Here is a 22,286-nt window from a genome sequence, read left to right as displayed (position 1 = left end):
ACAAGCTCTTTCGATATAAGCCTGTCGACGTCGCGAACAGGTCACGGCATGGCGCATCCTGCGCGCTGACCAACAGCTCAATCCTGTGTGGCCACTTCTCTGTGTGCCACGCCTCACGGCGCTTCATCAGTCTGGCGTCGCCATTGTTGCGGTGCCCAGGTGGTGATTGCATCCGCATCTTCGGGCAACAGGAAGCCGGCTTCCAGGGCCGCGTTGGTGGACTCGGTCACTGCATCCACAAAGCCACTTTCATCAACATAGAGCGTTGCCATCTGCTCGGCGCTGAACAGTGAAGTGGTGCCGAACAGGCGGCAGAAGCTGGCGCCGGAATTGGGTTCACCGCGCAGAATGGCAGAAGGTGTATCGACATAGGGTGTGCGGATGCCGCCCCTGGCATTCCCGAGTTCGTCATAAATATAGTCCGAGCCATCGTCGTTGATTTCCAGGCGAGGAGAAGTCGGGGGAAGGGTGCCCGTGCTTACCCACTCGTCCAGCGCCCTGACTGCGGTATTGAACACATAGTGATGCGGCCCGTTGTTGATCGGCTTCTCGCAGGAGATAAAGCCCAGCACCGAGTTTTCCTCGATAACGGAGGCGAATACCGGGTCGCCTACGGTGTCATCGCGGCCGGTCACGAAGGTGTAGATGTCCCCATGCGCGGTTCCGGCCACCTCCCAGGTCCTGATCATGTCTGTGTCTGGCTGTCGTGCTGCCGCGTAGCCGAGGAACACCACGTCGGTCTCTGTTGCAAACGTCATCACCGGCACGTTCAGGTCTGTTCTCACCTGCGGGGCCTCGGGCGTAGGGATGCTGACCTGTGGCTCCTGGGCCAGGGAGGAGCTGCCACCGCCGCGGCTGTGGATCATATAGCCGTCGAAGGTGTTGTAGAGCGGGTGTACAGCATTCACGTAGGTTGTGAGTCGGCCGGCCGATTGCGACTCGCCATAGGCGATGATGCGCTCAGTAACCAGGCCGCCAAGCGGGTCGATGCCCACGGGTTCCCGCACCGCCTGCGCGACTTGCGAAAAGATATCGTATGAGAAACTGTCACCCGGATGCGAGAGCGAACCATAGCGGGCTGGGTTAACGGCCTTCAGGTGCAAGGGCAGCAGGCCATTCTCATTGCCTTCAATGCCAATCAGTTGCGCTGATACACCGATCCAGACAGCGCCGCCGCGACGCATTTCGAGTTGACCTGTGCCCCAACTGGGTGGCGTTTCAAACCCTGCGGTGACGTTCAGCCATTCCATTATCACAGTGCCACTGAAGTCAGCCGGTTCAATCGGGCGGTAGACCACGATGCGTGTTTTGTAGGCCGCCTGCTCACCAGGCTCTGCCTCCCATAGTCCGTCCCGCATTAGTTCACTGAGGTTAGTAAAGGCAGACGCGTTACCTTCCAGAAAATACTCGGACTGCTGATATCCCACATCGCCAAGATCAAAATTCTGCGCTAACAGATTGATAGAGCCCTCGTCGGGAGGCAGGGATACGTCCGGGTTGGCAATAGGCAGGTACTCGGGCACCGGTGGTGCCGAAGGACGGTCGCTGCTGTCGGAGCAGGCACAAAGGGCGGTAACAGTCAGAGCAACACCGAACAGGCGCAGCAGGGAAGATCTTTGATTCAGCATAGGGGTCGACTCTTTAAAATAGTGGCGAACATGGGGGGATGTCCATCTGCTCCAGGAGAGGCGATCAAGTGCCGGCTGCAAAATACCATATCGACGCTTACCAGGAGAGCATGATGTAGGGTGATAAGACGGTGATGCATCTGTAGGAGGTCGGTGTCTCATTCGTTTTCATTGAGAAAATGCTTCGCCGCTATTTTGGTATGTGTTCGTGTTCGCCGGAGAAAATCGTCTGCCCCAGGCGCCGCAGCAGGCCTGATGATGCACTCGCCCAGGCAACCAGTCCGGCGCACAGCATTACCTGTGAGATCCAGACCATGGGTGGGAATTCGGCTAACACGCCCAGGCGATCGCTGGCTACCGCGTACATGCCCAGTGGAAAAACAATGCTCCAAACAATGGGCTCGTAACGGAAAGGGATTTTGCGAACCAGGTGTTTCCATACGCCAAAGAGTGTCAGCAGAGGGATAAGCCAGGTGGCCCAGGACCATGTCATCAGGGTCACGCCATCGATAAATGGCTTCTGGTTGGCCAGAAAGGAAAGCTGGTTTTCACTTTCGAACAAGTTGGTGCCGGCATTGGCACTGATTGCAGCAGCACCCATTACCACCCAGAGCAATGGAGACAGGTCTTCAGGCTTGAGTTCCAGAAAGAAGATACGGTGACAGAAAAGCACGATGAAAATGCCGTACAGTGCAAGGCCAAGACCCCAAAGCAGGTGTACCTCCATCATCATGTAGTTAGCGTAGTGGCCCAGGAAGGGCGCGATTTTAACGCCCAGCAGCACCAGGGACTGGGTGCCCACAATGGTTATCAGCCAGCCGCCATGTACGATGTTCACATTGTGTTCGTGACTGATGAACGTGAGCACGCTGAACGCCAGATACAGCAGTAGTGACCAACACAAAAAGGCCAGGAACCAGCAGGCCGTTGCGAGCAGGGGAAGGTCATAGGTGAGCATCAACATGCCCACGATGTTGGTTGCCGCGACAAGCGTGAAGTAGGAAAAAACTGTTCTCGAGGTCGTCAGGTCAGCCCAGACATTTCCCGGGAACAACACGACGCGAACAGTGCAGAGGAAGATCAGAATAACCCAGGCGGCAACGGCAATAATACTGAATACATCTGAAAGCCAATACTGCGCATGCGACTGCAAGCCAATACTGAGTATGCCAGTAGCCATCACCAGAGCGAAGTTACCGGGGTGTAGTGCCTGCAGTGCTTTTAGCATGTGTTATTTTGGTCCCGTTGAGCGCACACATCGTATAACAGAATGAAGCATGGGGGGATAGCTGGCTTTATTTTTTCAAGGTCGGGGTGAGTCCTTGCCAGGTAGTGCAGACCGGCTGTACCCTGCCAATCACCCACTGACAAGATAGCAACCCAAGAGAGGAAAACCTAAATGAAGACACTAGTCTATGCAGCGCTGATAACGTTGTTTTCGGTGCAAGCTGTGCATGCAAACGATGCGGAGCTCCAGGCCGCGATAGAGGGAGAACACCGCACGGAGGCCTGGGTGGCACGGGATCAGTATCGCCACCCGCTGCAAACCCTGAAATTGTTCGATGTACAGCCCCAGCATACCGTGGTGGAAGTCTGGCCAGGTGGTGGCTGGTACACCGAGATTCTTGCGCCTTACCTGAAGGAGAACGGCAAGCTGATCGCCGCCCATTACGACAGTGGCGACGAGCAGGCGAGCTATCGACCGACGTCCAGAGAGCGTTTTGAGGCCAAGCTCAATGCCGATGCAGCTGTCTACGGTAAAGTACAGGTGAGCTCGTTGATGTTCGATGAAGAGGCCGACACACTGACTATCGCGGCAGCGAAAGACAACAGTGTCGACCGGGTGCTGACCTTCCGTAGCGCTCACGGTATGGTGCGCTCCGGCGTTGCCCCCGCTGCATTTGAGCATTTCTTTGCCATCCTCAAGCCTGGCGGCAAGTTGGGCATTGTGCAGCATATGGCGGATCCTGAGCAGGACTGGATGTCGCGCAATATTGGTTACGTGGGGCGGGACTACATCATTGCCCTGGCCACCGGCGCTGGCTTTGTGTTGGAAGCAGAGGGGTTCTTCAATCGTAACCCACTGGACGTCAAGCGCTACCCGAAAGGAGTATGGAACCTTCCGCCAACCCTGCATGAGCTGGAAACTGACGCGCAAAAGGCACCTATGCTGGCTATTGGTGAAAGTGAACGCATGACCCTGGTGTTCCGCAAGCCCTAATCCAATCATGTTACGGGCGCCTGATTTGGTCAGGCGTCTGGCGGAATTAACCTATGCAAATTTACACTACATTGGTGCAGAACGACCTCGGTGCAATACCCGCCGAAATAGCGCGTATAGAGGCGGCAGGGTACGACGGTGTGTTGACCCAGGAAAATCGTCACGACCCCTTCCTGCCTTTGGGCGTTGCCGCAGTTCACAGCCAGGGTCTGCAACTGGGAACGGGAGTGGCGATTGCCTTTCCACGCAGTCCCATGGTGATGGCAAATATTGGCTGGGACCTGCAGCTGGCGAGCAGTGGACGTTTCGAATTAGGTATCGGTACGCAGGTAAAGGGCCATAACGAGCGGCGTTTCTCTGTGCCCTGGTCTGCACCGGTGCCGCGTTTGAAAGAGTATATTGGTTCGCTGCGGGCGATCTGGCAAAGTTGGAAAACAGGCGAGCCCCTCGCATTTCAGGGCGAGCATTACCAGTTTACCCTGATGACGCCCAATTTTACCCCCGAACCCATGGCATTTGCGCCGCCACCCATAACCATGGCTGCGGTCGGTCCCGCCATGCTGCGGCTTGCCGGTGAGGTGGCAGACGGGGTGCGACTGCATGCTTTTTGCACCCGTAAGTACTTTGAGAATACAGTGCTCCCTGAACTGCAGACAGGCCTGTCCAGAGCGGGGCGAAGCCGGGAGAGCCTGCAGGTCAGCGGCGGCGGCTTCGTGGTCAGTGGTGCGACAGACGAGGAGGTGGCCGCCAGTGTGGAGTTCCATCGTCAGCGCATCGCTTTCTACGGTTCAACGCGGGCCTACTGGCCGGTGCTGGAGCAGCATGATCTGCTGGACGTGGGCGAGCAGCTGAATGACATGGCGAAGAACAATCAATGGCGCGACATGCCAGCTGTGGTCTCTGACGACATGCTGCAATTGTTCTGCGCGATTGGTCGTCATGACCAGATCGCCAGCGAGATAGAACGGCAGTTCGGTGGGCTCGCCGATGCGCTATCTGACAGTGCCTCCTATGACACGCCTGGCCAACTGCCGGCAGCAGTGATCGATGATATTCAAGCGATAGAGACGCGCTTTTCCGGTTTCAACGGTAATCTGGAGCCGGCTCGTTAAGCCGAAGCGGGCCTGTCTTCATGAGGCGCAGGGAAGTCGCCCAGGGCCATCGCTACCAGCTGTTCCGTTGCCTTATTTGCTGTGCCAAGCTGGCGCAACTCCTCTAGCAGTCTTTGCTGCAAGTTGCTGTCCGCCACCGCCAGCATTTCGACACGTAAAAGCCATTCGTTCGGGTATTGTGCAAGGGCTGCGAGCAACGCGTCTTCAATGCTGCCGTCATCGGCGTCAAGCCCGGCAGGTTGCTGACGCAGCCTGTCCACCAGCGAGTAGCAGGCCATCAGCGACGGATCGACATCAACGCGCAGGGTGCTGGTGCGCGGCGTCGGTTTAAAGAGCTGCAAGGACTCTTTGTCTGCCACGCCACCGTATACCGAGCAGATAGCGGAACCCACGGCCAGGTCGTAGGTACCCCATTCCGGAGCGAACAGGACGCGCCCGTGCAAGTCCGTGACCCCACAATCACTGAAGCTGAGTATCAGGTTGCGGTGGTCCTGGCGAAACACCTCTTGCAGCGTCCCCTCCACAGTGATCCCCGAAAGGTACTCGAGCTTGGTGGGTTGGCCAATTTCGATGGCGTGAGCCTTGAGCTCATCAATCGTATACTCCGAAAGGCAGCGACTGAAATCCTTGAGGTGGCCGATGGGTGAGCCAAAGCCGTCAGCGTGGTGGGCAACGCCATGCCCAAGCATCTCGCGGTCGCGGTAGGCCAGTTGGGTGGGGCCGGTGGTGCGCAGGTAGGTGGCATTACCTACCGCGTCGCACAGGACCTCGGTAAACACGCCACTAACCTGCACGCCTGAGTCATAACAGGCAGAGCACACGCTTTGTGCTGCAATCGCCGTTCGCAAAGACTCCGTGCCGCCTCTGTAGAAACACATGGAGGCTGCGAACTCCTCCAGTACCTGGCTAAGATGCTTGCAGCTCTTGGTGACGAAAAGTTGGGGTTGCTCCCGGGTGATATCGTAGGGTGACATCACAGCATCCACGGTAAGTGGCAGCTTGCGCACAGCTGTGTCATCCATGCAGTGCTGGCTTTCACCCAGAGAGGAGAGCAGGCCGGCACCAAAAATCCGGTAATCCTCGCAGTCTCCTACCAGGCCGTACTCCACTGTCCACCAGTGCAGGCGCGTCAGCAATGCTGCTTCAGAAGGTGCCTGTTCGGTGTTGCAAAGCTTTGCCAGTTTTTCCTCGGCAGTCTCTATCTCCTGGCGACTGCTCTGCGGGCACCCCTTGAGAATCGAAAGCTCGCGAATCGCCTCGTACTGTTCCAGGTCTGCATGCGACGCTATGGCTTTCATGCCTATTTCGCCGAAGCGTTGCAGGAACTCGGCGTAGTCAATGTCGACGATAAAGGGGGCGTGGCCTGCGGACTCGTGCAGAATATCCGGCGCCGGGGTGTAGAAGATCTGGTCGACGCTGCGCATATCGACAGCAATCACCAGCACCTTCAACGCCTGGAACTCCATGAAAATGGCTGGAGGGATAAACCCGTCAACGACGACTGCTCGCCAGCCCAGCCGGGCCAGGCATGCGTTCATTTCATCAATCGAAGGTATGTGATCCAGGGCGATACCGGTGCGCTCAAGGCCTTCCTTGTAAATCGGGTGAGCAGAGTCGGCCAGCTGCCTGCTCAGGTGCTTCATTACGAATCGCCACACGGCCTGGTCGCGAGGCGTGTAGTCGTCGTAGCGTTGTTGTTTGACGAAGGGGCGAAGGTGAAGCGGAAGGCTATTAATTATTGTTTGCTGATCCATCGCAGGCGCCCCTAGAGCGTACTGTCGGGTTGCCGCTCAGGTGCTGCGTCAGCAAATGCCGCCAGCTGCTGGCAGCGTTCCACGACGCTGAGGATGCGGGGAAACGGGTCCAGTTGCACGTTGAAGCGCTTCGCGTTGTATACCTGAGGAACCAGGCAGATATCGGCCATGCCCGGCTGGTCGCTAAAACTGTAAAGCGTGTCGTTTGTGGACAATGTGGTTTCAATGGCATGGAAACCACGGTGCATCCAGGTGGTATACCAATCGGCCAGGTCCTCCTGGTTCGCCTCCAGCCTGTCCCGCAGGTAGTTGGTGACCGCCAGATTACAGATTGGGTGTATATCGCAGACAATCGCATTGACCACTGAGCGCACGCGCGCCCGCTGTAAGGCATCTGCCGGCAACAGCGCGGGCTGCGGGTGGGTCTCTTCCAGCCACTCCAACAGTGCCACCGACTGGCCCAGCGTGTCGCCACCGGGTAACTCCATTGCAGGAACCAGCCCCTGGGGATTGCGGGCCATGTAGGCGTCACTCTTCTGTTCTTTGCGCAACAGGTTTACCGGCTCGTAGTCATAAGCAAGGCCCTTTAGATTCAGGGCGATGCGCAGCCTGAAGGCTGCGGAAGACCGAAAGTAGGAAAAGAGTTTCATTGCGCCTGGCTCCCTGGCGGGTAATAGCGTGTGACGACCTGGTCGATAGCACCGAAGAGGGGGCTACCATCGCTGTCCCGCATTTCAATTTCCACTCTGTCACCGAATGACATGAATGGGGTCTTTGGCTCTCCGTCCCGAATGGTTTCAAGGCAGCGCACCTCAGCAAGACAGCATGAGCCGTCCGCGCTGCCCACGTTGGATACTGTACCAGAGCCTATAACGGTGCCTGCCATCAGCGACCGCGATTTGGCGCAATGCGCGATCAGCGTGGGGAAGTCGAAGGTCATGTCCACGCCGGCGTTGGGTGAACCTATCAACTTGCCATTCAGGCTGGCGCGCAGAGGCAGATGCAGTCTGGCGCCATCCCACGCATCACCCAGCTCATCCGGCGTCGCCAGTACCGGGCTAAAGCTGGTCCAGGGCTTGGACTGGTAAAAGCCGAACTGCTTGCCCAGTTCTCCGGGGATAAGATTGCGAAGGGATACATCGTTGACCAGGCCGATTAGCATGATATGGTCGCGGGCCTGTTCGCTGCTGATTCCCGCTGGCACGTCGTCGGTGATAACGACAACCTCAGCCTCGAAGTCGATACCCCAGTCCTCGCTTTGCACCGGTATATCATCTCGCGGACCGATAAAGGCATCCGAAGCGCCCATGTAAACCAGGGGGTCGCTCCAGAACGACTCGGGCAGGTCTGCGCCCCTGGCCTTGCGCACCAGTTCCACGTGCGTCACATAGGCACTGCCATCTGCCCAGTGGTAGGCGCGGGGCAGTGGAGCAGCGCAGGCTTTTGGGTCGAAGTCGAAGGTGCCGGCGCATTCGCCGGCATTCAACTGTTGCGACAGGGCGTCTAGAGCGGGCGCTGTCTTCGCCCAGTCATCCAGTGCGCTCTGCAGGGTGGAGGCGATAAACCCGGCGTCCACCGCTCGGGTCAGGTCCCTTGATACCACCACCAGTTTACCATCGCGTCCGGACTTCAGGCTTGCCAGCTTCATTCCTCATCTCCCTTGAATTCTTTTTTGTGCAACCAGGCCGCATGCCTAGGCGCTTTTTTGGTTGCGCTCCATTCTTCCAGCATGGCCGGCGCCACACGGTGCAACTCGTTCATTTCTGCCTGTGAACAGGTATTGGCCACCAGCTCCAGTCGATGCCCGTTGGGGTCCCGGAAATAAATCGACTGAAAGATTCCGTGGTTGGTGGGGCCGATCACGTCCAGGCCCTCCGCTTCTACTGCCGCTTTGGCGCTGAGCAGGGCGTCCCAGTCCTCCAGTTCAAACGCAATATGCTGCACCCAGTCTGGTGTGTTGTCGTCAAACCCCATATCCGGGGAATTCGGCAGCTCGAAGAAGGCAAGGACGTTGCCCATGCCGGCATCCAGGAATACATGCATGTATGGGTCGGGGGCTTTGGTGGAGGGGACCTGGTCCTCGGCAATGGCCAGGACAAAGTCCATGCCCAGTACACGTTGGTAGAAACCTACGGTTTCCCGGGCATCCCGGCAGCGGTAGGCGACGTGATGAATTCGTTTGAGTTGCATAGGGGATAGACCTCAGGCGACGTCGCCAGTGTGGATCGAACCACGGCGCAGCTGGTCACGCTCCATCGACTCAAACAGGGCCTGAAAGTTACCTTCGCCAAAACCCTCATCCCGCTTGCGTTGAATAAACTCGAAGAATATGGGCCCTATCAAGGTTTCCGAAAAGATTTGCAGCAAGAGGCGCGTGTCTCCTTCCGCTGTCGAGCCGTCCAACAGTATGCCGCGAGCGCGGAGCTCAGGGACCGGTTCGCCATGGCCGGGCAGTCGCTCATCGAGCATTTCGTAATAGGCAGCGGGCGGGGCGGTCATAAAGGGTACGCCGTTCTGTTTAAGGCGGTCCCAGCAGGTTAACAGGTCGTCACAGGAAAAGGCGATATGCTGAATGCCCTCACCGTTGTATTGCATCAGGTACTCCTCGATCTGGCCCTCGCCTCCGGCCCGTCCTTCCTCGTTCAGGGGAATGCGTATCTTGCCATCTGGCGCGGTCATCGCCCGGGAGCGCAAGCCGGTGTACTCGCCCTTGATATCAAAGAAGCGGATCTCGCGAAAGTTGAAGAGTTTTTCGTAATAGCCCGCCCAGTAATCCATGCGGCCGCGGTAAACATTGTGGGTCAGGTGATCAATCAGTTTGAAGCCGCAGCCTTGCGGATGCCGATCCACGCCGGGGAGGTACTCGAAGTCGATGTCGTAGATGGAGGCGCCGTCCTCATAGCGGTCGATCAGGTAAAGGATGGCCCCGCCAATGCCGCGAATTGCCGGGAGTTTCAGCTCCATCGGGCCGGCGGGAATGTCGATCGGCTGCGCGCCAAGATCCATGGCACGCTGGTAAGCCTGCGTCGCGTTCCGAACCCGGAAGGCCATACCACAGGCGGAGGGCCCGTGTTCTTCAGCGTAATAACTGGCCCAGGAGCGAGGTTGATAATTGATGATGAAATTGATATCGCCCTGGCGCCACAGGTCCACATCCTTGGAGCGGTGCCTGGCAACATGGCTGAACCCCATCATCTCGAATACCGGTTCCAGTACACCGCGCTCCGGGGCCACGTATTCCACGAATTCAAAGCCGTCCAGGCCCATGGGGTTGTCAAACAGGTCGGTCATCGTAATTCACCGTTATCATTATTCAGGTTTATCCACGATAACGCTGTTTAATGGGTGCTTTTCTTCTATTAACGCCTGTATTTGTTGCTAATAAGATGGGATATTGCCATTTAGTAGGAAAAACAGGAGGATTATTCCATGAAGTTCGATCGAGCGGAATGCGATATTTTGCGTCGCCTGCAGGCGGATGGACGTATCTCCAATGTGGAACTGGCGGAAAAAGTAGGGCTGTCAGAGTCCCCGTGCTTTCGCAGGGTGCGCGGACTGGAACAGGCAGGCGTCATCGATGGTTATGCGGCACGCCTGAATCGCCGGGCGCTGGGTCTGCAGGTCACAGCTTTCGTGCTGGTGACCCTGGACAAGCAGGACGAGCGCAAGCAACGCCAGTTTCTCTCCGAAGTGGAAGGGGAAGAACATATAGTGGAGTGCCACGCCATGAGTGGATCACATGACTTTCTACTGAAGGTGGTGGCGCGCAATATGGATCATTTCTCAGAACTCTCTATGCAGCGTATTCTCAAATTCCCCGGCGTACGCAACATTGAGTCCAACTTCAGTCTGCTGGCAGTCAAGGAGGGCGGTGCGCTGCCAATTGGCAGTGGGTCGCCAGTGTCCTAGATGAACGTGGCGATATCAGGCAGGGGCTTTTTCTGCAGAGCAGCGGCCGGAACCGTGGCGTCGTCTGTGGGGTGGCCGACGACCAGCAGCATATAGGCGCGTTCAGTCGCGGGGCGATTCAAAACCTCGTTCAGGAACCTCATCGGGTTGGGCGTATGCGTGAGTGTGGCGAGTCCCGCGCAATGCAGGGCGTTGAGCAAAAAACCGGTAGCGATACCGACTGATTCACTCGTGTAGTAGTTCTTGCGTTTGTTGCCTGCATCATCCTGACTGGAGCGTTGCAAAAAGATCGCAATCAGCCAGGGGGCCGTTTCCAGAAATGGCTTGTGCTGGTCGGTACCGAGTTTATCGAGGTTTTCCAGCCAGTCCTCGCCGGCCCGGCCGCTGTAGAAGGCTTCTTCCTCATGTTCCGCGGCAATGCGTATCTTGCGTTTGACAGTAGGGTCAGACACACAAACAAAGTGCCACGGCTGGTGATTGGCACCGCTGGGCGCTGTGCCCGCCGCGCGGATGCAGGTTTCTATTATGTCACGAGGCACCGGTATATCGGAGAAGTTGCGCACTGAATGGCGACGCCTGATGTCGCTGAGGTAGTTTGCGGCGCGCAGGCGCATCTCCTCCTCGTCATAGCCTTTCCAGTCAGGCAGTGGCACGGGTTGATAATCTTTCATGGGGTGACTCGTTCCATTATGTTTTCGTATAGTCGTGGGAAGACTGGATTGCCGCAGGCCATCATCCGGCGAACTCGGCAATATAGCGACGCCAGGTCTCGCGGCCCAGTTTATCGTATTCAAGCATGTGTTCGATCATGGTCTGTCGCGCTGCAGCGTTAATCATCGGTGTGGGAAGCAGCGGATCGGCGTTGATCTGGCGGATGACGGCCTCGCCTACCTCGATAGTTTCCCGTGCGGCCTCAGCGAGCTCCAGCTTCGGCAGGCGTGCCGTGCTTCGCTGCATGGCCTCAAGGTGCAGGCGGTAAGCCGCTTCAATGTCGACGCGAGGCCAGAGCGCAAACAGTTCCTGATCCTCCACGCCTGGTAATTCGCTGGCCAGTGACATCACTGCCGCGGGCTCCAGGCCCAGTGCGAGCAGGCTGGTCCGTGTCCCCGTAAGCGGCTCTGCAAGATTGGCGGGGCGCAGCCACAGGCCTGCAACGTATTCAACGAAGCCGTTCAGGCGGAAGGCGCGCTCGCGCATACGCAGGGCAGTGCGGTTGGTGCGCCCGAGATGGCCAGCATGCACCAGTATCCACTGGCCACGCCAGGGCGCGACACGCTGCTCTACCGCGACCCAACTGCGTGCCTTCTCGGCGATGAGCTGGCCCCGGGGACCAATGTGGTAAACACCGCGCCTGGTGGACGCCAGCAGACCCTGTCGAGTCAGGCGCCCCACGGTGACGCGCAGTGTGGCAGGATCAATGCCAAACAGCTCTCCCCAGTTCACCAACAGCGCAATGCTGACCTCGTGCATATCGGGTGCGCTGAGCAGTGAAAGGACCAGTCGCTTGGCCGTAGGGGGCTGGGCTGTGTTTTCTCTATTCATCGATCCGGCTTCAGTGTCAGCATATAACAATTATATGCACAATAATGTGTTTCGTGTTACATTATTTGTGAGCGAGGTATCCCCATAATCGGCGAACGGAGATGTAGTGATGCAAGCCAGTGACTTTCTCAGCAAGGATGAAATTCGGGCGTTCACCCAGCGCAGTGATCTGGCCGGCACCTGGATGGTGGCCTGCAACTGGTTGCTCATCTTCGTAGTTTTCGCCATGGCGATTAGCTGGACCAACCCCCTGACGCTGTTGTTGGCAGTGCTGCTGCTCGGTGGCCGCCAGCTGGGTCTTGCCGTGCTCATGCATGAGGCCGGACACAAAACGCTGTTCAAGTCACCGCGACTCAATCAGTGGGTTGGCCAGTGGCTTTGCGCCTACCCTGTAATGGGCGACGTCAATGCTTATGGTGCGTCTCACCGCGAGCATCATCGCCACGCGGGCACGGACCGTGACCCTGACCTGCCCAACTATCGCGCGTATCCGGTGAGTCGGGCCAGCTTCCTGCGCAAGGTGAAGCGCGATGTTACCGGGCAGACTGGCATTCTGTTAATGCGCAGTATCTTCGGCGGCAAAGGGCGCAATTTGATGCTAAGGGAGGGAGAAAAGAGCGGCGCTGAAGTGCGAGGCCTGTTGGTTAACCTGATCATCTTTCTCACCATGCTGGTAGCCGGTATCGGCGCTTACTACCTGCTTTGGGTCGTAGCCTACTTCACGGCTTATCCGCTGGTTGCGCGAATCCGCCAGGTCGCCGAGCACGGCAATGTGCCCGACCTTTATGACCCGGACCCGCGGATGAATACACGCACCACTATTGCCAGTCCGCTGGAGCGCCTGTTTTTATGCCCCAACCATGTGAATTACCACCTGGAGCACCACGTGCTCGCTAGTGTGCCGGCACACAGGCTGCCTGCGCTGCACCGTTTACTGAAGGAGCGAGGCTTCTATGCAGGCCACGATAAGGCCCTGGCCGACAGTTACCTTGAGGTGATCAAGCGTGCGGTGCCGGAGTTTGCGGGCGCACCACAGCCGACCTAGATACCTTTAACCAGCAGTACGCTGGCGATTAAACGTTTTCCAGCGGTGCCCCGGATTTGCCGGCACCCAGTACAATCACGCTGCGCCCTTCACTGAATATCAACTCACGCTCCTCCAGTTCGCGCAGGCAGCGTCCTGCCATTTCCCGGGAACACCCGGTGAGCCGTGCCATCTCCGTGCGCGTGACCTTGACGCGAATGCCGTCAGGGTGCACATGCGCGTCGGGTTCTTCCGTCAGGTCGAGCAGTACACGGGCGATTCGTCCGGTGACATCCAGCAACGCAAGGTCGCCGACTTTGCGCTCGGACTGCATAAGGCGCTTCGCCAACTGCGCGCCGAACAGGTGCAAAAAATCGGCACGATGTGGTGCGAGTTCAGTCTCCAGTAGTGCTTGCAGGTGTTGATAAGTGATCTGGGCAAGCACGGTGGCTGCGCGGGTCTTTACGTAGACGCCCCGCGAGGGAAAATCGAGGAAGACACCCATCTCACCCAGAAAGTCGCCCTGGTGCAGGTAGGCCAGGACAATCACTTGACCGCCTTCGTCTTCACGGTGAATGGACAGGGAGCCCTCCACCACATAGTAAAGCGTGTCTGCGGGGTCTCCAGGCTGCAGCACCTGGACTCGTGGGGGGTAGTGCTGCTGTTGGCAATGATCAACCAGCAGTTCCAGTAAGTTGTTTTTCTCCAGCATGGCTGATTACTCCCGATAGCATGGATCGCCATCGCCGGGCCGTCCCTGGCAATGCTGGTCGCTGCCGTCAATCCACGACAATAGATTAACCAAAACGCTGATTCCATTCACCATTTTATCGCTGCGCCATAAGCTTTCGTTAAGAAATGCTCGCTAAAGTGTCGTTCATGGAGGGCAAAGAGCCCCGGTGGAGATACGTTATGTGCTTGAACAGAAACTACCGTCCCATTCTGGCTGTGGTGTTGTTATCACTGTCGCCGTTATTAGCGGCCAGTTCACTTTCTGAAACCATTCAGCAGGATTGGGATCAGGCTAACTTTGGCCTTGCAGGTGATGCTCGCAAAGCAGCGCTGGAGGAACTGGTGGAAACCTGCGTCGAGGCTGCCGCCCGGCAACCTGATGACGCGGAACTATTGACCTGGTGCGGTATCGCCAATTCCAGTTATGCGGGTTTGGCCAGTAGCTTTTCCGCCATGAAGTACGCCAGGGCAGCCCGCGCGATGCTGGAGAAAGCGATCGACCTTTCACCGAATACTTTGCATGGTGCCGCCAGCACCAGCCTGGGTACGCTCTATTTCAAGGTCCCCGGTTGGCCCATCGGCTTTGGTGATAATGACAAGGCAAGTGAGTTGCTTAAGGCGGGCCTGGCGCTCAACCCGGAAGGTATCGATGCCAATTATTTTTATGCTGATTATCTGCTCGACCAAGGCGACTCCGCTGGCGCGCGCCAGTACCTGGAAAGCGCGCTGGAGGCGCCGAAAAGGCCGGGACGGGAGCTGGCTGACGAGGCTAGGCGCAAAGAAATCGAGGCCTTGCTTGCCGACATAGACGGCCAATAGGGACAAGTACTATGACTATCGATACACGGCGACAAGTTCCTTTGGAGAAAGTCAGCAGCCGGCTGGATGCTGAATCTGTTGTTCCTGTGCGGGTGGACTATCGCGACGCGCACTCTGCGCAGCGCGAGCCTGTAGAGCGCTATATCACCTCGATATTTCGTGCTGCGTATGGCGCGTCAGTGTTTGAATTCCTGCCCTTGCTGGTGTTTATGGAGCAGGACAGGGACTTGCAGGCAGCCCTGGGTTTACGCGGTGCCAACAACACCAGCCTGTTCTGTGAGGCTTACCTTCCCTCACCGGTGGAGGACCATGTCGCCCGGGTATTCGGTCGCCAGGTAAGCCGTGGCCAGGTCATGGAGTTGGGTAACCTGGTGGCGTCGCAACCGGGCCAGGCGGTAGCTCTTTACCTGCTGGTGGTTGCAGCTCTGGGGCGGGCGGGAATCAGTCATCTCGTGTTTGCCGCCAATCGCGCGGTAAGAATGTCTATCAGGCGATGCGGCTTCGTCACTCGCGAGGTCTGCCCGGCAGACCCCGAACAGCTTGATGGTAGAGCTCAAATGTGGGGCAGTTATTATGACGGCGACCCCCGTGTCGTGCTGGCAGACATTGCCCAGGCTGTGGTACACGGTAGTCACCATCCGCGCATATCCGCGCTCTGGAGCCGTGAGAAGTTGGCTATCGATAGTCTCGCGGACGCCATTCGGGGGCAGCGCGTGTGACCTCGCCTGTGGACGTCTTGCGCAGGCGAGCCGAAAGCCGTGGCGAAGATCCAGTGCTTGAAGGTCCTGCTGGCACGGTCAGTGCAGCCGCGCTGCTGGATCGCGTTGAGGCGCTCGCTGAGCAACTGCGGGTAAGTGAAGCCGCTGTCATCGGCCTGCTCAGTGACAACAGCGTTGACTGGGTGGTGGCCGACATGGCTAGCCAGTGTGATGCACTTTGTCTGGTACCCATACCTACATTTTTTAGCGATGCCCAGCTGCGCCACGTGCTTGACTCGGCAAGCATCGATACGCTGCTCTTCGACGAGCAGAACCAGCAGCGCATAAGCGCGTTGTTGGGCGGTGGAAACGATGCTTGTGCACACGGTGCACCCACCTTACGCTGGCGAAGACTGGCGGTAGCTAAAGCCGCCAGTATGCCCGCAGGTACTGAAAAACTTACATTCACCTCAGGTTCGACTGGCAGTCCAAAGGGTGTCTGCCTTTCATTGGCGCAGTGCCAGCGAGTCGCCGTGTCCCTGGCCAGTGTCCTGGATGAAGAGGCGCCGCGCCATCTTTGCGCGTTACCGTTGAGTACGCTTTTGGAAAATATTGGCGGCCTGTATATGCCTCTGATCAGTGCCGGCACCAGCCTGGTCTACCCCCTTGAACAGCTGGGTATGGCCGGCAGCTCAGGCCTGCGTCCGCGACGGTTCCTGAAAGCGGTTTCTCAACTGCAGCCCAGCACAATGATTCTGGTGCCGCAGTTTTTGAGTCTGTTTGACAGCGCACTGTCCAGCGGCTGGCAAGCCCCCGCCTCATTGCGTTTTGTCGCGGTTGGAGGAGGGCGTGTAGCGCCGGCGGTAGTGCAGCGAGTGCGCGCTGCCGGCCTGCCTGTTTATGAGGGGTACGGTTTGTCCGAGTGCGCGTCGGTGGTTGCGCTCAACACCCGGCAACATGACAGACCTGGCACCAGTGGCAAAGTATTACCGCATGTAACGGTGGTTCAGCAAAACAGTGAGCTGGTGGTCTGCGGTAACAGCTTTCTCGGTTACCTGGACGAGCCACGAAGCTGGGGCGTCGAACAAATCCTTACCGGTGACCTTGGCAGTGTGACAGAGGATGGGTTCGTGACTGTGAAGGGTCGCAGTAAGAATGTGCTGGTGAGCAGTTTTGGCAGGAATATCAGCCCCGAGTGGGTGGAGAGCGAATTGCTGGCCAGCGGACTGTTTGCCCAGGTAATGGTGCTGGGTGATGATCGGCCGTTTTGCGCGGCGCTGTTGTTGCCTGCGACCAACGAGCTTGATGATGCGTCAGTGCAGTTGGCTATTGATAAGGTGAACGCCACATTGCCGGATTATGCCCGCGTGGCCCGCTGGCTTCGCTTGTTTGAGCCGTTTTCTGTTGCCGCAGGCAGCCTGACTGACAACGGGCGCCTGCGTCGTGATCACATCTGCAAGCGCTACACAGATGAAGTTGACCAACTCTACTCAATTACAGAACAGGAGCCGATGGCCGTATGAGCTTTTTCTCAACACTTCAGAACGAAACCAGAACAGAGAGGGAGCTGTTGATCGCCAGCCCTCTGGTGCAGGACGCGCTTGCCGGCAAGCTGGACAGGGACACTTACGCAGCCTTTCTGGGGCAGGCCTACCATCATGTAAAGCATACCATTCCGTTGCTGATGGCGGCAGGTTCACGCATACCGGGTGACATGGAATGGCTGCGTACTGCCCTGGCAGAATACGTGGAAGAGGAGCTGGGACACCAGGAGTGGATACTCAACGATATCCGTGCCTGCGGTTACGATGCAGAGGCCGTGCGCGCAGCTATACCCACTGCTGAAACAGAACTGATGGTGGCCTATGCATATCACGTGATCGATCGCGGAAATCCAGTCGGCTTCTTCGGTATGGTGCACGTGCTGGAAGGCACCAGCGTGTCGGTGGCCGACAAGGCGGCAGAATGCATTGCGGCATCCACGGGACTGGGGCCGGAGGCGTTTTCCTATCTGCGCTCGCACGGCGCACTTGATATCGAGCATGTAAAATTCTTTGAGGACCTGATGAATCGCATTGATGGTGAAGAAGACCAGCGTGCGATCCTGCATTGCGCAAAGATGTTCTATCGGCTCTATGCGAACGTCTATGGCAGTGTGCGGGCAGGGCAGGCCACTGCCCTGGCGGCATAGGCGTAACAGATGGATATCAGTGGCAAGAGGGTTGTCCTGACAGGTGCTGCCGGCGGTATTGGCAGTGCGATGGCAAGGAAACTGGCCGGACGCGGCGCATGCCTGCTGCTGGTGGGTCGCACAATAGATCAGCTTGGTGCCCTATGCGAGGCACTTCCGGGCGATGGCCATCGCCCGGTGGTTGCCGACATTACCGCCGAGGAGGGCAGGGCGACGGTGGTGAATGCCTGCGCTGACGCAGTGGACATACTGATCAATAACGCCGGGGTCAATTGCTTTGGCCTGCTTGAGCATCAAACCGATGAGCAGTTACAAGAGATGATAGCTGTCAATGTTATGGCCCCCATCCTGCTGACCAGGGACCTGCTGCCGCAACTGCGCCAGCGCCATGGCGCAGTTGTAAACGTCGGTTCTGGCTTTGGCAGTATAGGGTTCGCTGGCTACTGTGGTTACAGTGCCAGCAAGTTTGCGTTGCGTGGTTTTACCGAGGCTTTGCGGCGTGAGCTCGCTGATAGCGATGTAAGGGTACAGTATCTTGCCCCGCGGGCTGTTGCCACCCCCATGAATCCACCGGAAGTGGTGGCAATGAACGAGGAACTGGGCAATGCAACGGACGCGCCAGAACAGGTGGCAGAAGAATTGCTGGCGTTGCTGCACTCCGGCAAAAGCGTGCGTCAAATCGGCGCTCCGGAGCGTTTTTTTGCCATGCTAAACGCTCTCTTGCCCGGCATTGTCGATTCCGCCCTGGTTAAAAAGTTAGCGGTTGTCCGCCGCCAGGCAATGGCGGCGCACACCGTGGCGCGTTAAAATCCCGCCTAATGCACATCCTCCTTGTAGAAGACGATGACTCACTCGCGGCCGGCTTGCAGCAGGCCCTTGGTCGCGAGGGCTTTGTGGTTAACCATGTTGCCAGCGGCAGGCTGGCCCTGGCTGCGGTCGCGGCCGAGCAGCCGGATATTATCGTTCTCGACCTGGGGCTGCCGGATATGGATGGCCTGGACGTACTTTCGCAGATACGTGATAAAGGTGTTCGTTCTGCGGTGCTGGTGTTAACGGCCAGGGGTGAGATAGGCGACAGGATAGCCGGCCTTGACCGGGGCGCCGATGATTATCTCCCCAAGCCCTTTGACATGCAGGAGCTGGCAGCGCGCCTGCGTGCATTTGAACGCCGACTGTCCACTGCCGCCAGCAGCAAGATATGTATCGGTGATGTGGAGCTTGATACCGCAGCCCACGCCGTCGCTGTGGCAGGGCAACCGGTGGAAATGCCAAGACGTGAATATATGCTGTTGAAGACGCTTATGGAAAGCGCCGGCAAGGTGCTGACGCGTGAGGCGCTGGAAGCGCGCCTCTACAGCTGGGGAGAGGAAGTATCGAGTAATGCACTGGAAGTCCACATACACCACCTGCGCAAGAAGCTACCTGATAAACTGATCAAGACTGTACGTGGCATTGGCTATACCGTGTCCGCGACATGAACTCAATCCGCACCTATCTGGTGGTCATGCTGGTGGCCGCGTTTTCGCTGGTGTCTTTTATCGCGGCGCTAAATGGATATCTTTCCAGTATGCGTGAGGCGGAGAAACTGCTCGATAAACAGTTGGCCCACGCCAGCGATATTCTGCGACTGGCCCGCACGGAGGGCATCAGTAGCCGCGTGATGGATCAGCGTGATGGTGAGTTTGCCTTCCAGGTCTGGCGAGAAGGGGAACTGCTACTGGCGTCGGAGGGGTCACCGGCCGCGCCTATAGGTGACTTCAGCGAGGGGTATCGTTACGCAAACTTTTCCGGCTATCGTTGGCGCACATACACACTACAAGCAGAGAATAAAACGGTTTTTGTCGTAGCTGAGCGGGCCGACCTGCGTCACCTGGTGGCGGAGAAAGTAGTGCTCGAATCGGTTTTGCCTTTGCTGCTCTGGCTCCCAGTCTCTGCGCTGCTGGTATGGCTGCTGGTGGGCTGGGGCCTACGCCCTCTGCGCGAACTGAGCAACCAGATAAACACACGTCGCAGCGATGATCTGTCTCCGGTCAGGGTGCGACGCCCGCCTCGCGAGCTGGTGCAACTGATCGATTCAACTAACTCTCTGTTTGCCCGCCTGGCTGCGGCGTTTGAGAGAGAAAAGCAATTTGCCTCACATGCCGCTCACGAACTACGCACACCGCTGAGTGTGTTGAAGGTACACCTGCACAATATTGCCGCTGACCTGCCCCCCGGTGCGCCCGCTCTCGAACATGCCAATGCCGGAGTGGAACGTATGCACCATCTCGTGGAGCAGATTCTTGATCTCAGTCGAACCCATCCCGAACTGATTCAAGCGAAGTTCAGCGAGCTGGACCTGCACTCGCTTTGCCAGCGCGTAACCGCTGCCGCCTGGCCCCGGTTCACCGGGAAAGCCCAGGTGCTGTCCCTGGAGGGCTCGCCGGCGCCCATGTCCGGTGATCCGGCTTTACTTGAGACTTTACTCGGTAACCTGCTGGACAACGCCGCCAAGTATTGCCCGCGCGAGGCAGAGATACGCGTCTCGGTAAGTATGGAGGATGGCTATCCCGTACTGGCCGTGGATGACTCGGGTCCCGGGATTCCCGCTCACGAGCGACAGCGTGTTTTTGAGCGTTTTTACCGTATGGGTGGCAGTGGAGGCAGCAGCGGTTCAGGGCTGGGCATGTCAATTGTTGCACACATTGTGACCGTGCATTCTGCCCGCATTGAACTGGTAGACAGCGACCTTGGTGGTCTTGGCGTACGCATTCATTTTCCGGCGGCATCATCGTGATAAGGAGGCCGCTTGTAATCATGACCGGCCTGCTGCTGGGGGCTGGTGCATTGCAGGCAAAAACACCGATCTTTGAAATTGAGATTCGCGACCACCTGTTTCACCCCGAGGAACTGCGCATACCCGCTGATACCAAGGTAAAACTGGTTGTCTATAACCGCGACAGCACTCCAGAGGAATTCGAGAGTTATGAACTCAATCGCGAGAAGGTGATAATGGGCGGGCGCAAAGCGAATATCTTTATCGGCCCTTTGAAATCGGGAGTCTACCCGTTCTTTGGTGAATTTAACCCCAAAACGGCACAGGGCAGGGTGGTTGTAGAGTGAAGTTTTTTCATGTTGATTAATTCGGTTGTGCTGGTGCTGCGTGAAGTTCTGGAGGCATCAGTCCTGATCAGCGTGCTGCTGGCGATGACCGTCTCGCTACGGTTGTCCCTGCGCTGGCTGCTGCTGGCGCTTCCGCTAACGGTGGTGGCGGTAGTCTTGTTCGCCTTTTCACTCGACTCTATGACTGACGCCCTGGACGGGGCCGGGCAGGAGGTGGTCAGTGCCTTGCTGCAGGTGTTGGTTTTTGTTGCTCTGGTCTGTGTTGTCTTCGTGGCAACGCGGGTAGGGCGCAGTGCTTCGGTGATGGCACAGCCGATGGCTATCTTCATGGCACTTGCCACACTTTGTGCCTTGACCCGTGAGTGCTCGGAGATCCTCATCTACATTACCGGGTTTGCAACATCCGAGGAGCACAGGACAGCGGTATTCGCTGGCAGTGCGATAGGGGCAACCATCGGTCTCAGTGTGGGGGTATTACTGTATGCGGCTTTGAATTCCCTGCCCGAGCGGCGCGTTATCCCGGTTTGCCACGCGTTGCTTGCCCTGATTGGCGCCGGCATGGTGATGCAGTCGAGTATGTTGCTTGAGCAGGTAGACTGGCTGCCTTCAGCGCGACAGCTGTGGGACAGTAATGTACTGGTAAACGAGCAATCGCTGACCGGGCAGTTGCTCTACGCGGTGTTTGGATATGAAGCGACGCCCAGTTTGCTGCAGGTATCTCTGTACCTGGGCAGCGTAGCACTGGTGGTCTGCGCCTGGTGGGCCGGGCAGGTCGTCGGGAGTACTGTAGATGCAGCCTAGGGCGTTTTCAATCCTGATGTTGGCGTGCTTGCTATTGCTACAGTCACCCAGGCTGATGGCCGACGGTTCAGTGATAGACAAGGTTTATCACCCCTATGTTGAGCAGCTGGAGTGGGAGCTGGAGTGGCGCGCGACTCTTGCCGACGAGGACCCCCCCAGTGGCGAAGAGCGACTGCAGTTGCATCGGCTTGGGCTGGGCAGGGCGGTTTCTGAGTACGTCTTTGTGGAAGCGTACCTGATTGGCGAGCAGAGCGCCGGGGAGGGCCTTGGGCTTGAGGCCTACGAAATTGAAATGCTCTGGCAGCTGTCAGAGCAGGGCGAGCATATCGTTGACTATGGGCTGCTGTTCGAGTTGGAGAAGGAGCATAACCGGGATATCTGGGAAGCTTCCACCGCGGTGCTGCTGGAGAAAGAGTTTGGCCGATTCAGCGCCACCGCAAATCTGGGTCTCACCTTTGAAGGCGGCAGCGACATCGCCGATGAGTGGGAGACCGCGCTGGCGTTGCAGGGTCGCTACAGGTATTCCCCGCGCTTTGAACCTGCGCTGGAGATGTATTCAGGCGAGGATACGCTGGGCGCAGGTCCGGTTCTACTTGGGCTGGAAAGACTTGGCCCCTTGAGCGCGCTCAAGTGGCAGGCCGGTGTTATTTTCGGCCTGGATGACACGACTGCCGACTATACGGTACGGGCATTGCTGGAGTATGAATTCTAGTGCTTCACCACGCCATGACACCTTGCGGGAACAGCCCTATA

Annotated in this window: 24 protein-coding genes; 14 read left to right on the top strand and 10 right to left on the bottom strand. The window is 57.7% G+C overall.

Going from position 1 to position 22,286, the window contains the following annotated elements:
- Nucleotides 1-113: 113 nt before the first annotated feature.
- Complete coding sequence (locus C0039_RS10185; protein ID WP_101517988.1) at nucleotides 114-1,628, bottom strand: alpha/beta hydrolase domain-containing protein; 1,515 nt, start codon at nucleotides 1,626-1,628, stop codon at nucleotides 114-116.
- Between the two features lie 190 nt (nucleotides 1,629-1,818).
- A complete protein-coding gene (locus C0039_RS10180; protein ID WP_101517987.1) occupies nucleotides 1,819-2,856 on the bottom strand; it encodes a tellurite resistance/C4-dicarboxylate transporter family protein in 1,038 nt (345 codons plus the stop codon).
- Between the two features lie 171 nt (nucleotides 2,857-3,027).
- Here C0039_RS10180 and C0039_RS10175 point away from each other — a divergent pair, with 171 nt between their 5' ends.
- Together C0039_RS10175 and C0039_RS10170 are read left to right on the top strand one after the other, a co-directional pair.
- On the top strand, nucleotides 3,028-3,849 hold the full coding sequence (locus tag C0039_RS10175; protein ID WP_076001216.1) for a class I SAM-dependent methyltransferase: 822 nt from the start codon (nucleotides 3,028-3,030) through the stop codon (nucleotides 3,847-3,849).
- A gap of 53 nt (nucleotides 3,850-3,902) precedes the next feature.
- On the top strand, nucleotides 3,903-4,961 hold the full coding sequence (locus tag C0039_RS10170) for a TIGR03617 family F420-dependent LLM class oxidoreductase (RefSeq protein WP_076001217.1): 1,059 nt from the start codon (nucleotides 3,903-3,905) through the stop codon (nucleotides 4,959-4,961).
- Here the strand turns inward: C0039_RS10170 and C0039_RS10165 are convergent.
- The 5 genes from C0039_RS10165 to hppD are packed head-to-tail and all read right to left on the bottom strand — an operon-like array spanning nucleotide 4,958 to nucleotide 10,006.
- On the bottom strand, nucleotides 4,958-6,715 hold the full coding sequence (locus tag C0039_RS10165; protein WP_101517986.1) for an aromatic amino acid hydroxylase: 1,758 nt from the start codon (nucleotides 6,713-6,715) through the stop codon (nucleotides 4,958-4,960). The two genes, C0039_RS10170 and C0039_RS10165, sit on opposite strands and share 4 nt — an antisense overlap.
- An 11-nt stretch (nucleotides 6,716-6,726) precedes the next feature.
- The gene (maiA, locus tag C0039_RS10160; protein ID WP_101517985.1) at nucleotides 6,727-7,365 is read right to left on the bottom strand and encodes a maleylacetoacetate isomerase; all 639 of its coding nucleotides are present in this window, start codon (nucleotides 7,363-7,365) and stop codon (nucleotides 6,727-6,729) included.
- Entirely contained in the window at nucleotides 7,362-8,363 is a 1,002-nt protein-coding gene (locus tag C0039_RS10155; protein ID WP_076001220.1) for a fumarylacetoacetate hydrolase family protein, read from the bottom strand. The genes maiA and C0039_RS10155 overlap by 4 nt, the downstream gene beginning before the upstream one ends.
- Nucleotides 8,360-8,905, bottom strand: coding sequence for a VOC family protein (locus C0039_RS10150; protein ID WP_076001221.1), 546 nt, complete (start codon nucleotides 8,903-8,905; stop codon nucleotides 8,360-8,362). Before C0039_RS10150 ends, C0039_RS10155 begins: the two co-directional genes overlap by 4 nt.
- 12 nt (nucleotides 8,906-8,917) lie before the next feature.
- On the bottom strand, nucleotides 8,918-10,006 hold the full coding sequence (gene hppD, locus C0039_RS10145) for a 4-hydroxyphenylpyruvate dioxygenase (RefSeq protein ID WP_076001222.1): 1,089 nt from the start codon (nucleotides 10,004-10,006) through the stop codon (nucleotides 8,918-8,920).
- 138 nt (nucleotides 10,007-10,144) lie between these two features.
- Here hppD and C0039_RS10140 point away from each other — a divergent pair, with 138 nt between their 5' ends.
- Complete coding sequence (locus C0039_RS10140; protein WP_076001223.1) at nucleotides 10,145-10,624, top strand: Lrp/AsnC family transcriptional regulator; 480 nt, start codon at nucleotides 10,145-10,147, stop codon at nucleotides 10,622-10,624.
- Here C0039_RS10140 and C0039_RS10135 read toward each other — a convergent pair.
- On the bottom strand, nucleotides 10,621-11,295 hold the full coding sequence (locus C0039_RS10135; RefSeq protein WP_076001224.1) for a nitroreductase family protein: 675 nt from the start codon (nucleotides 11,293-11,295) through the stop codon (nucleotides 10,621-10,623). The two genes, C0039_RS10140 and C0039_RS10135, sit on opposite strands and share 4 nt — an antisense overlap.
- Before the next feature lie 61 nt (nucleotides 11,296-11,356).
- The gene (locus C0039_RS10130; RefSeq protein WP_101517984.1) at nucleotides 11,357-12,166 is read right to left on the bottom strand and encodes a PaaX; all 810 of its coding nucleotides are present in this window, start codon (nucleotides 12,164-12,166) and stop codon (nucleotides 11,357-11,359) included.
- A 109-nt stretch (nucleotides 12,167-12,275) separates the two neighbouring features.
- Between C0039_RS10130 and C0039_RS10125 the strand changes: the two genes are divergently transcribed.
- Nucleotides 12,276-13,211, top strand: a complete 936-nt coding sequence (locus C0039_RS10125) for a fatty acid desaturase family protein (RefSeq protein ID WP_076001226.1) — start codon at nucleotides 12,276-12,278, stop codon at nucleotides 13,209-13,211.
- Nucleotides 13,212-13,239: 28 nt separating this feature from the next.
- Here C0039_RS10125 and C0039_RS10120 read toward each other — a convergent pair whose 3' ends face one another.
- Nucleotides 13,240-13,902 carry a cyclic nucleotide-binding domain-containing protein gene (locus C0039_RS10120; protein ID WP_076001227.1) on the bottom strand — a complete coding sequence of 221 codons (663 nt, stop codon included), beginning with the start codon at nucleotides 13,900-13,902 and terminating at the stop codon, nucleotides 13,240-13,242.
- Nucleotides 13,903-14,102: 200 nt separating this feature from the next.
- Between C0039_RS10120 and C0039_RS10115 the strand changes: the two genes are divergently transcribed.
- Genes C0039_RS10115 through C0039_RS10070 form a run of 10 tightly spaced genes read left to right on the top strand, consistent with a single transcriptional unit; the run spans nucleotide 14,103 to nucleotide 22,245 of the window.
- Nucleotides 14,103-14,741, top strand: a complete 639-nt coding sequence (locus C0039_RS10115; RefSeq protein ID WP_101517983.1) for a tetratricopeptide repeat protein — start codon at nucleotides 14,103-14,105, stop codon at nucleotides 14,739-14,741.
- Between the two features lie 11 nt (nucleotides 14,742-14,752).
- Nucleotides 14,753-15,460: a thermostable hemolysin gene (locus C0039_RS10110; RefSeq protein WP_076001229.1), complete on the top strand. Its 708-nt coding sequence runs from the start codon at nucleotides 14,753-14,755 to the stop codon at nucleotides 15,458-15,460.
- A complete protein-coding gene (locus C0039_RS10105) occupies nucleotides 15,457-16,962 on the top strand; it encodes an AMP-binding protein (protein ID WP_084179831.1) in 1,506 nt (501 codons plus the stop codon). Before C0039_RS10110 ends, C0039_RS10105 begins: the two co-directional genes overlap by 4 nt.
- Nucleotides 16,959-17,630: an iron-containing redox enzyme family protein gene (locus tag C0039_RS10100; protein ID WP_076001230.1), complete on the top strand. Its 672-nt coding sequence runs from the start codon at nucleotides 16,959-16,961 to the stop codon at nucleotides 17,628-17,630. The genes C0039_RS10105 and C0039_RS10100 overlap by 4 nt, the downstream gene beginning before the upstream one ends.
- A gap of 9 nt (nucleotides 17,631-17,639) precedes the next feature.
- A complete protein-coding gene (locus C0039_RS10095; RefSeq protein WP_076001231.1) occupies nucleotides 17,640-18,437 on the top strand; it encodes an SDR family oxidoreductase in 798 nt (265 codons plus the stop codon).
- 11 nt (nucleotides 18,438-18,448) lie between these two features.
- Entirely contained in the window at nucleotides 18,449-19,108 is a 660-nt protein-coding gene (locus tag C0039_RS10090) for a response regulator (protein ID WP_076001232.1), read from the top strand.
- A complete protein-coding gene (locus C0039_RS10085; RefSeq protein ID WP_101517982.1) occupies nucleotides 19,105-20,406 on the top strand; it encodes a sensor histidine kinase in 1,302 nt (433 codons plus the stop codon). Before C0039_RS10090 ends, C0039_RS10085 begins: the two co-directional genes overlap by 4 nt.
- A 20-nt stretch (nucleotides 20,407-20,426) precedes the next feature.
- Nucleotides 20,427-20,732: a cupredoxin domain-containing protein gene (locus C0039_RS10080; protein ID WP_076001233.1), complete on the top strand. Its 306-nt coding sequence runs from the start codon at nucleotides 20,427-20,429 to the stop codon at nucleotides 20,730-20,732.
- A gap of 9 nt (nucleotides 20,733-20,741) precedes the next feature.
- Nucleotides 20,742-21,533, top strand: a complete 792-nt coding sequence (locus tag C0039_RS10075) for an FTR1 family protein (protein WP_101517981.1) — start codon at nucleotides 20,742-20,744, stop codon at nucleotides 21,531-21,533.
- Nucleotides 21,523-22,245, top strand: a complete 723-nt coding sequence (locus C0039_RS10070; RefSeq protein WP_243391591.1) for a hypothetical protein — start codon at nucleotides 21,523-21,525, stop codon at nucleotides 22,243-22,245. Before C0039_RS10075 ends, C0039_RS10070 begins: the two co-directional genes overlap by 11 nt.
- The last annotated feature ends 41 nt before the right edge of the window (nucleotides 22,246-22,286 follow it).

Source organism: Pseudohalioglobus lutimaris (genome assembly GCF_002866825.1).
GTDB classification, from domain to species: Bacteria; Pseudomonadota; Gammaproteobacteria; order Pseudomonadales; family Halieaceae; genus Halioglobus; species Halioglobus lutimaris.
This window is presented reverse-complemented; position numbering and strand designations above follow the sequence as displayed.

Bases quoted from the DNA above. Each gene is read 5' to 3' on its own strand.
- C0039_RS10140 (WP_076001223.1), top strand. From the start codon at position 10,145: ATGAAGTTCGATCGAGCGGAATGCGATATTTTGCGTCGCCTGCAGGCG.
- C0039_RS10185 (WP_101517988.1), bottom strand. From the start codon at position 1,628: ATGCTGAATCAAAGATCTTCCCTGCTGCGCCTGTTCGGTGTTGCTCTG.
- C0039_RS10100 (WP_076001230.1), top strand. From the start codon at position 16,959: ATGAGCTTTTTCTCAACACTTCAGAACGAAACCAGAACAGAGAGGGAG.
- C0039_RS10110 (WP_076001229.1), top strand. From the start codon at position 14,753: ATGACTATCGATACACGGCGACAAGTTCCTTTGGAGAAAGTCAGCAGC.
- maiA (WP_101517985.1), bottom strand. From the start codon at position 7,365: ATGAAACTCTTTTCCTACTTTCGGTCTTCCGCAGCCTTCAGGCTGCGC.
- C0039_RS10130 (WP_101517984.1), bottom strand. From the start codon at position 12,166: ATGAATAGAGAAAACACAGCCCAGCCCCCTACGGCCAAGCGACTGGTC.
- C0039_RS10125 (WP_076001226.1), top strand. From the start codon at position 12,276: ATGCAAGCCAGTGACTTTCTCAGCAAGGATGAAATTCGGGCGTTCACC.
- C0039_RS10180 (WP_101517987.1), bottom strand. From the start codon at position 2,856: ATGCTAAAAGCACTGCAGGCACTACACCCCGGTAACTTCGCTCTGGTG.
- C0039_RS10080 (WP_076001233.1), top strand. From the start codon at position 20,427: ATGACCGGCCTGCTGCTGGGGGCTGGTGCATTGCAGGCAAAAACACCG.
- hppD (WP_076001222.1), bottom strand. From the start codon at position 10,006: ATGACCGACCTGTTTGACAACCCCATGGGCCTGGACGGCTTTGAATTC.
- C0039_RS10090 (WP_076001232.1), top strand. From the start codon at position 18,449: ATGCACATCCTCCTTGTAGAAGACGATGACTCACTCGCGGCCGGCTTG.
- C0039_RS10155 (WP_076001220.1), bottom strand. From the start codon at position 8,363: ATGAAGCTGGCAAGCCTGAAGTCCGGACGCGATGGTAAACTGGTGGTG.
- C0039_RS10175 (WP_076001216.1), top strand. From the start codon at position 3,028: ATGAAGACACTAGTCTATGCAGCGCTGATAACGTTGTTTTCGGTGCAA.
- C0039_RS10135 (WP_076001224.1), bottom strand. From the start codon at position 11,295: ATGAAAGATTATCAACCCGTGCCACTGCCTGACTGGAAAGGCTATGAC.
- C0039_RS10165 (WP_101517986.1), bottom strand. From the start codon at position 6,715: ATGGATCAGCAAACAATAATTAATAGCCTTCCGCTTCACCTTCGCCCC.
- C0039_RS10095 (WP_076001231.1), top strand. From the start codon at position 17,640: ATGGATATCAGTGGCAAGAGGGTTGTCCTGACAGGTGCTGCCGGCGGT.
- C0039_RS10085 (WP_101517982.1), top strand. From the start codon at position 19,105: ATGAACTCAATCCGCACCTATCTGGTGGTCATGCTGGTGGCCGCGTTT.
- C0039_RS10120 (WP_076001227.1), bottom strand. From the start codon at position 13,902: ATGCTGGAGAAAAACAACTTACTGGAACTGCTGGTTGATCATTGCCAA.
- C0039_RS10115 (WP_101517983.1), top strand. From the start codon at position 14,103: ATGTGCTTGAACAGAAACTACCGTCCCATTCTGGCTGTGGTGTTGTTA.
- C0039_RS10075 (WP_101517981.1), top strand. From the start codon at position 20,742: ATGTTGATTAATTCGGTTGTGCTGGTGCTGCGTGAAGTTCTGGAGGCA.
- C0039_RS10150 (WP_076001221.1), bottom strand. From the start codon at position 8,905: ATGCAACTCAAACGAATTCATCACGTCGCCTACCGCTGCCGGGATGCC.
- C0039_RS10070 (WP_243391591.1), top strand. From the start codon at position 21,523: ATGCAGCCTAGGGCGTTTTCAATCCTGATGTTGGCGTGCTTGCTATTG.
- C0039_RS10170 (WP_076001217.1), top strand. From the start codon at position 3,903: ATGCAAATTTACACTACATTGGTGCAGAACGACCTCGGTGCAATACCC.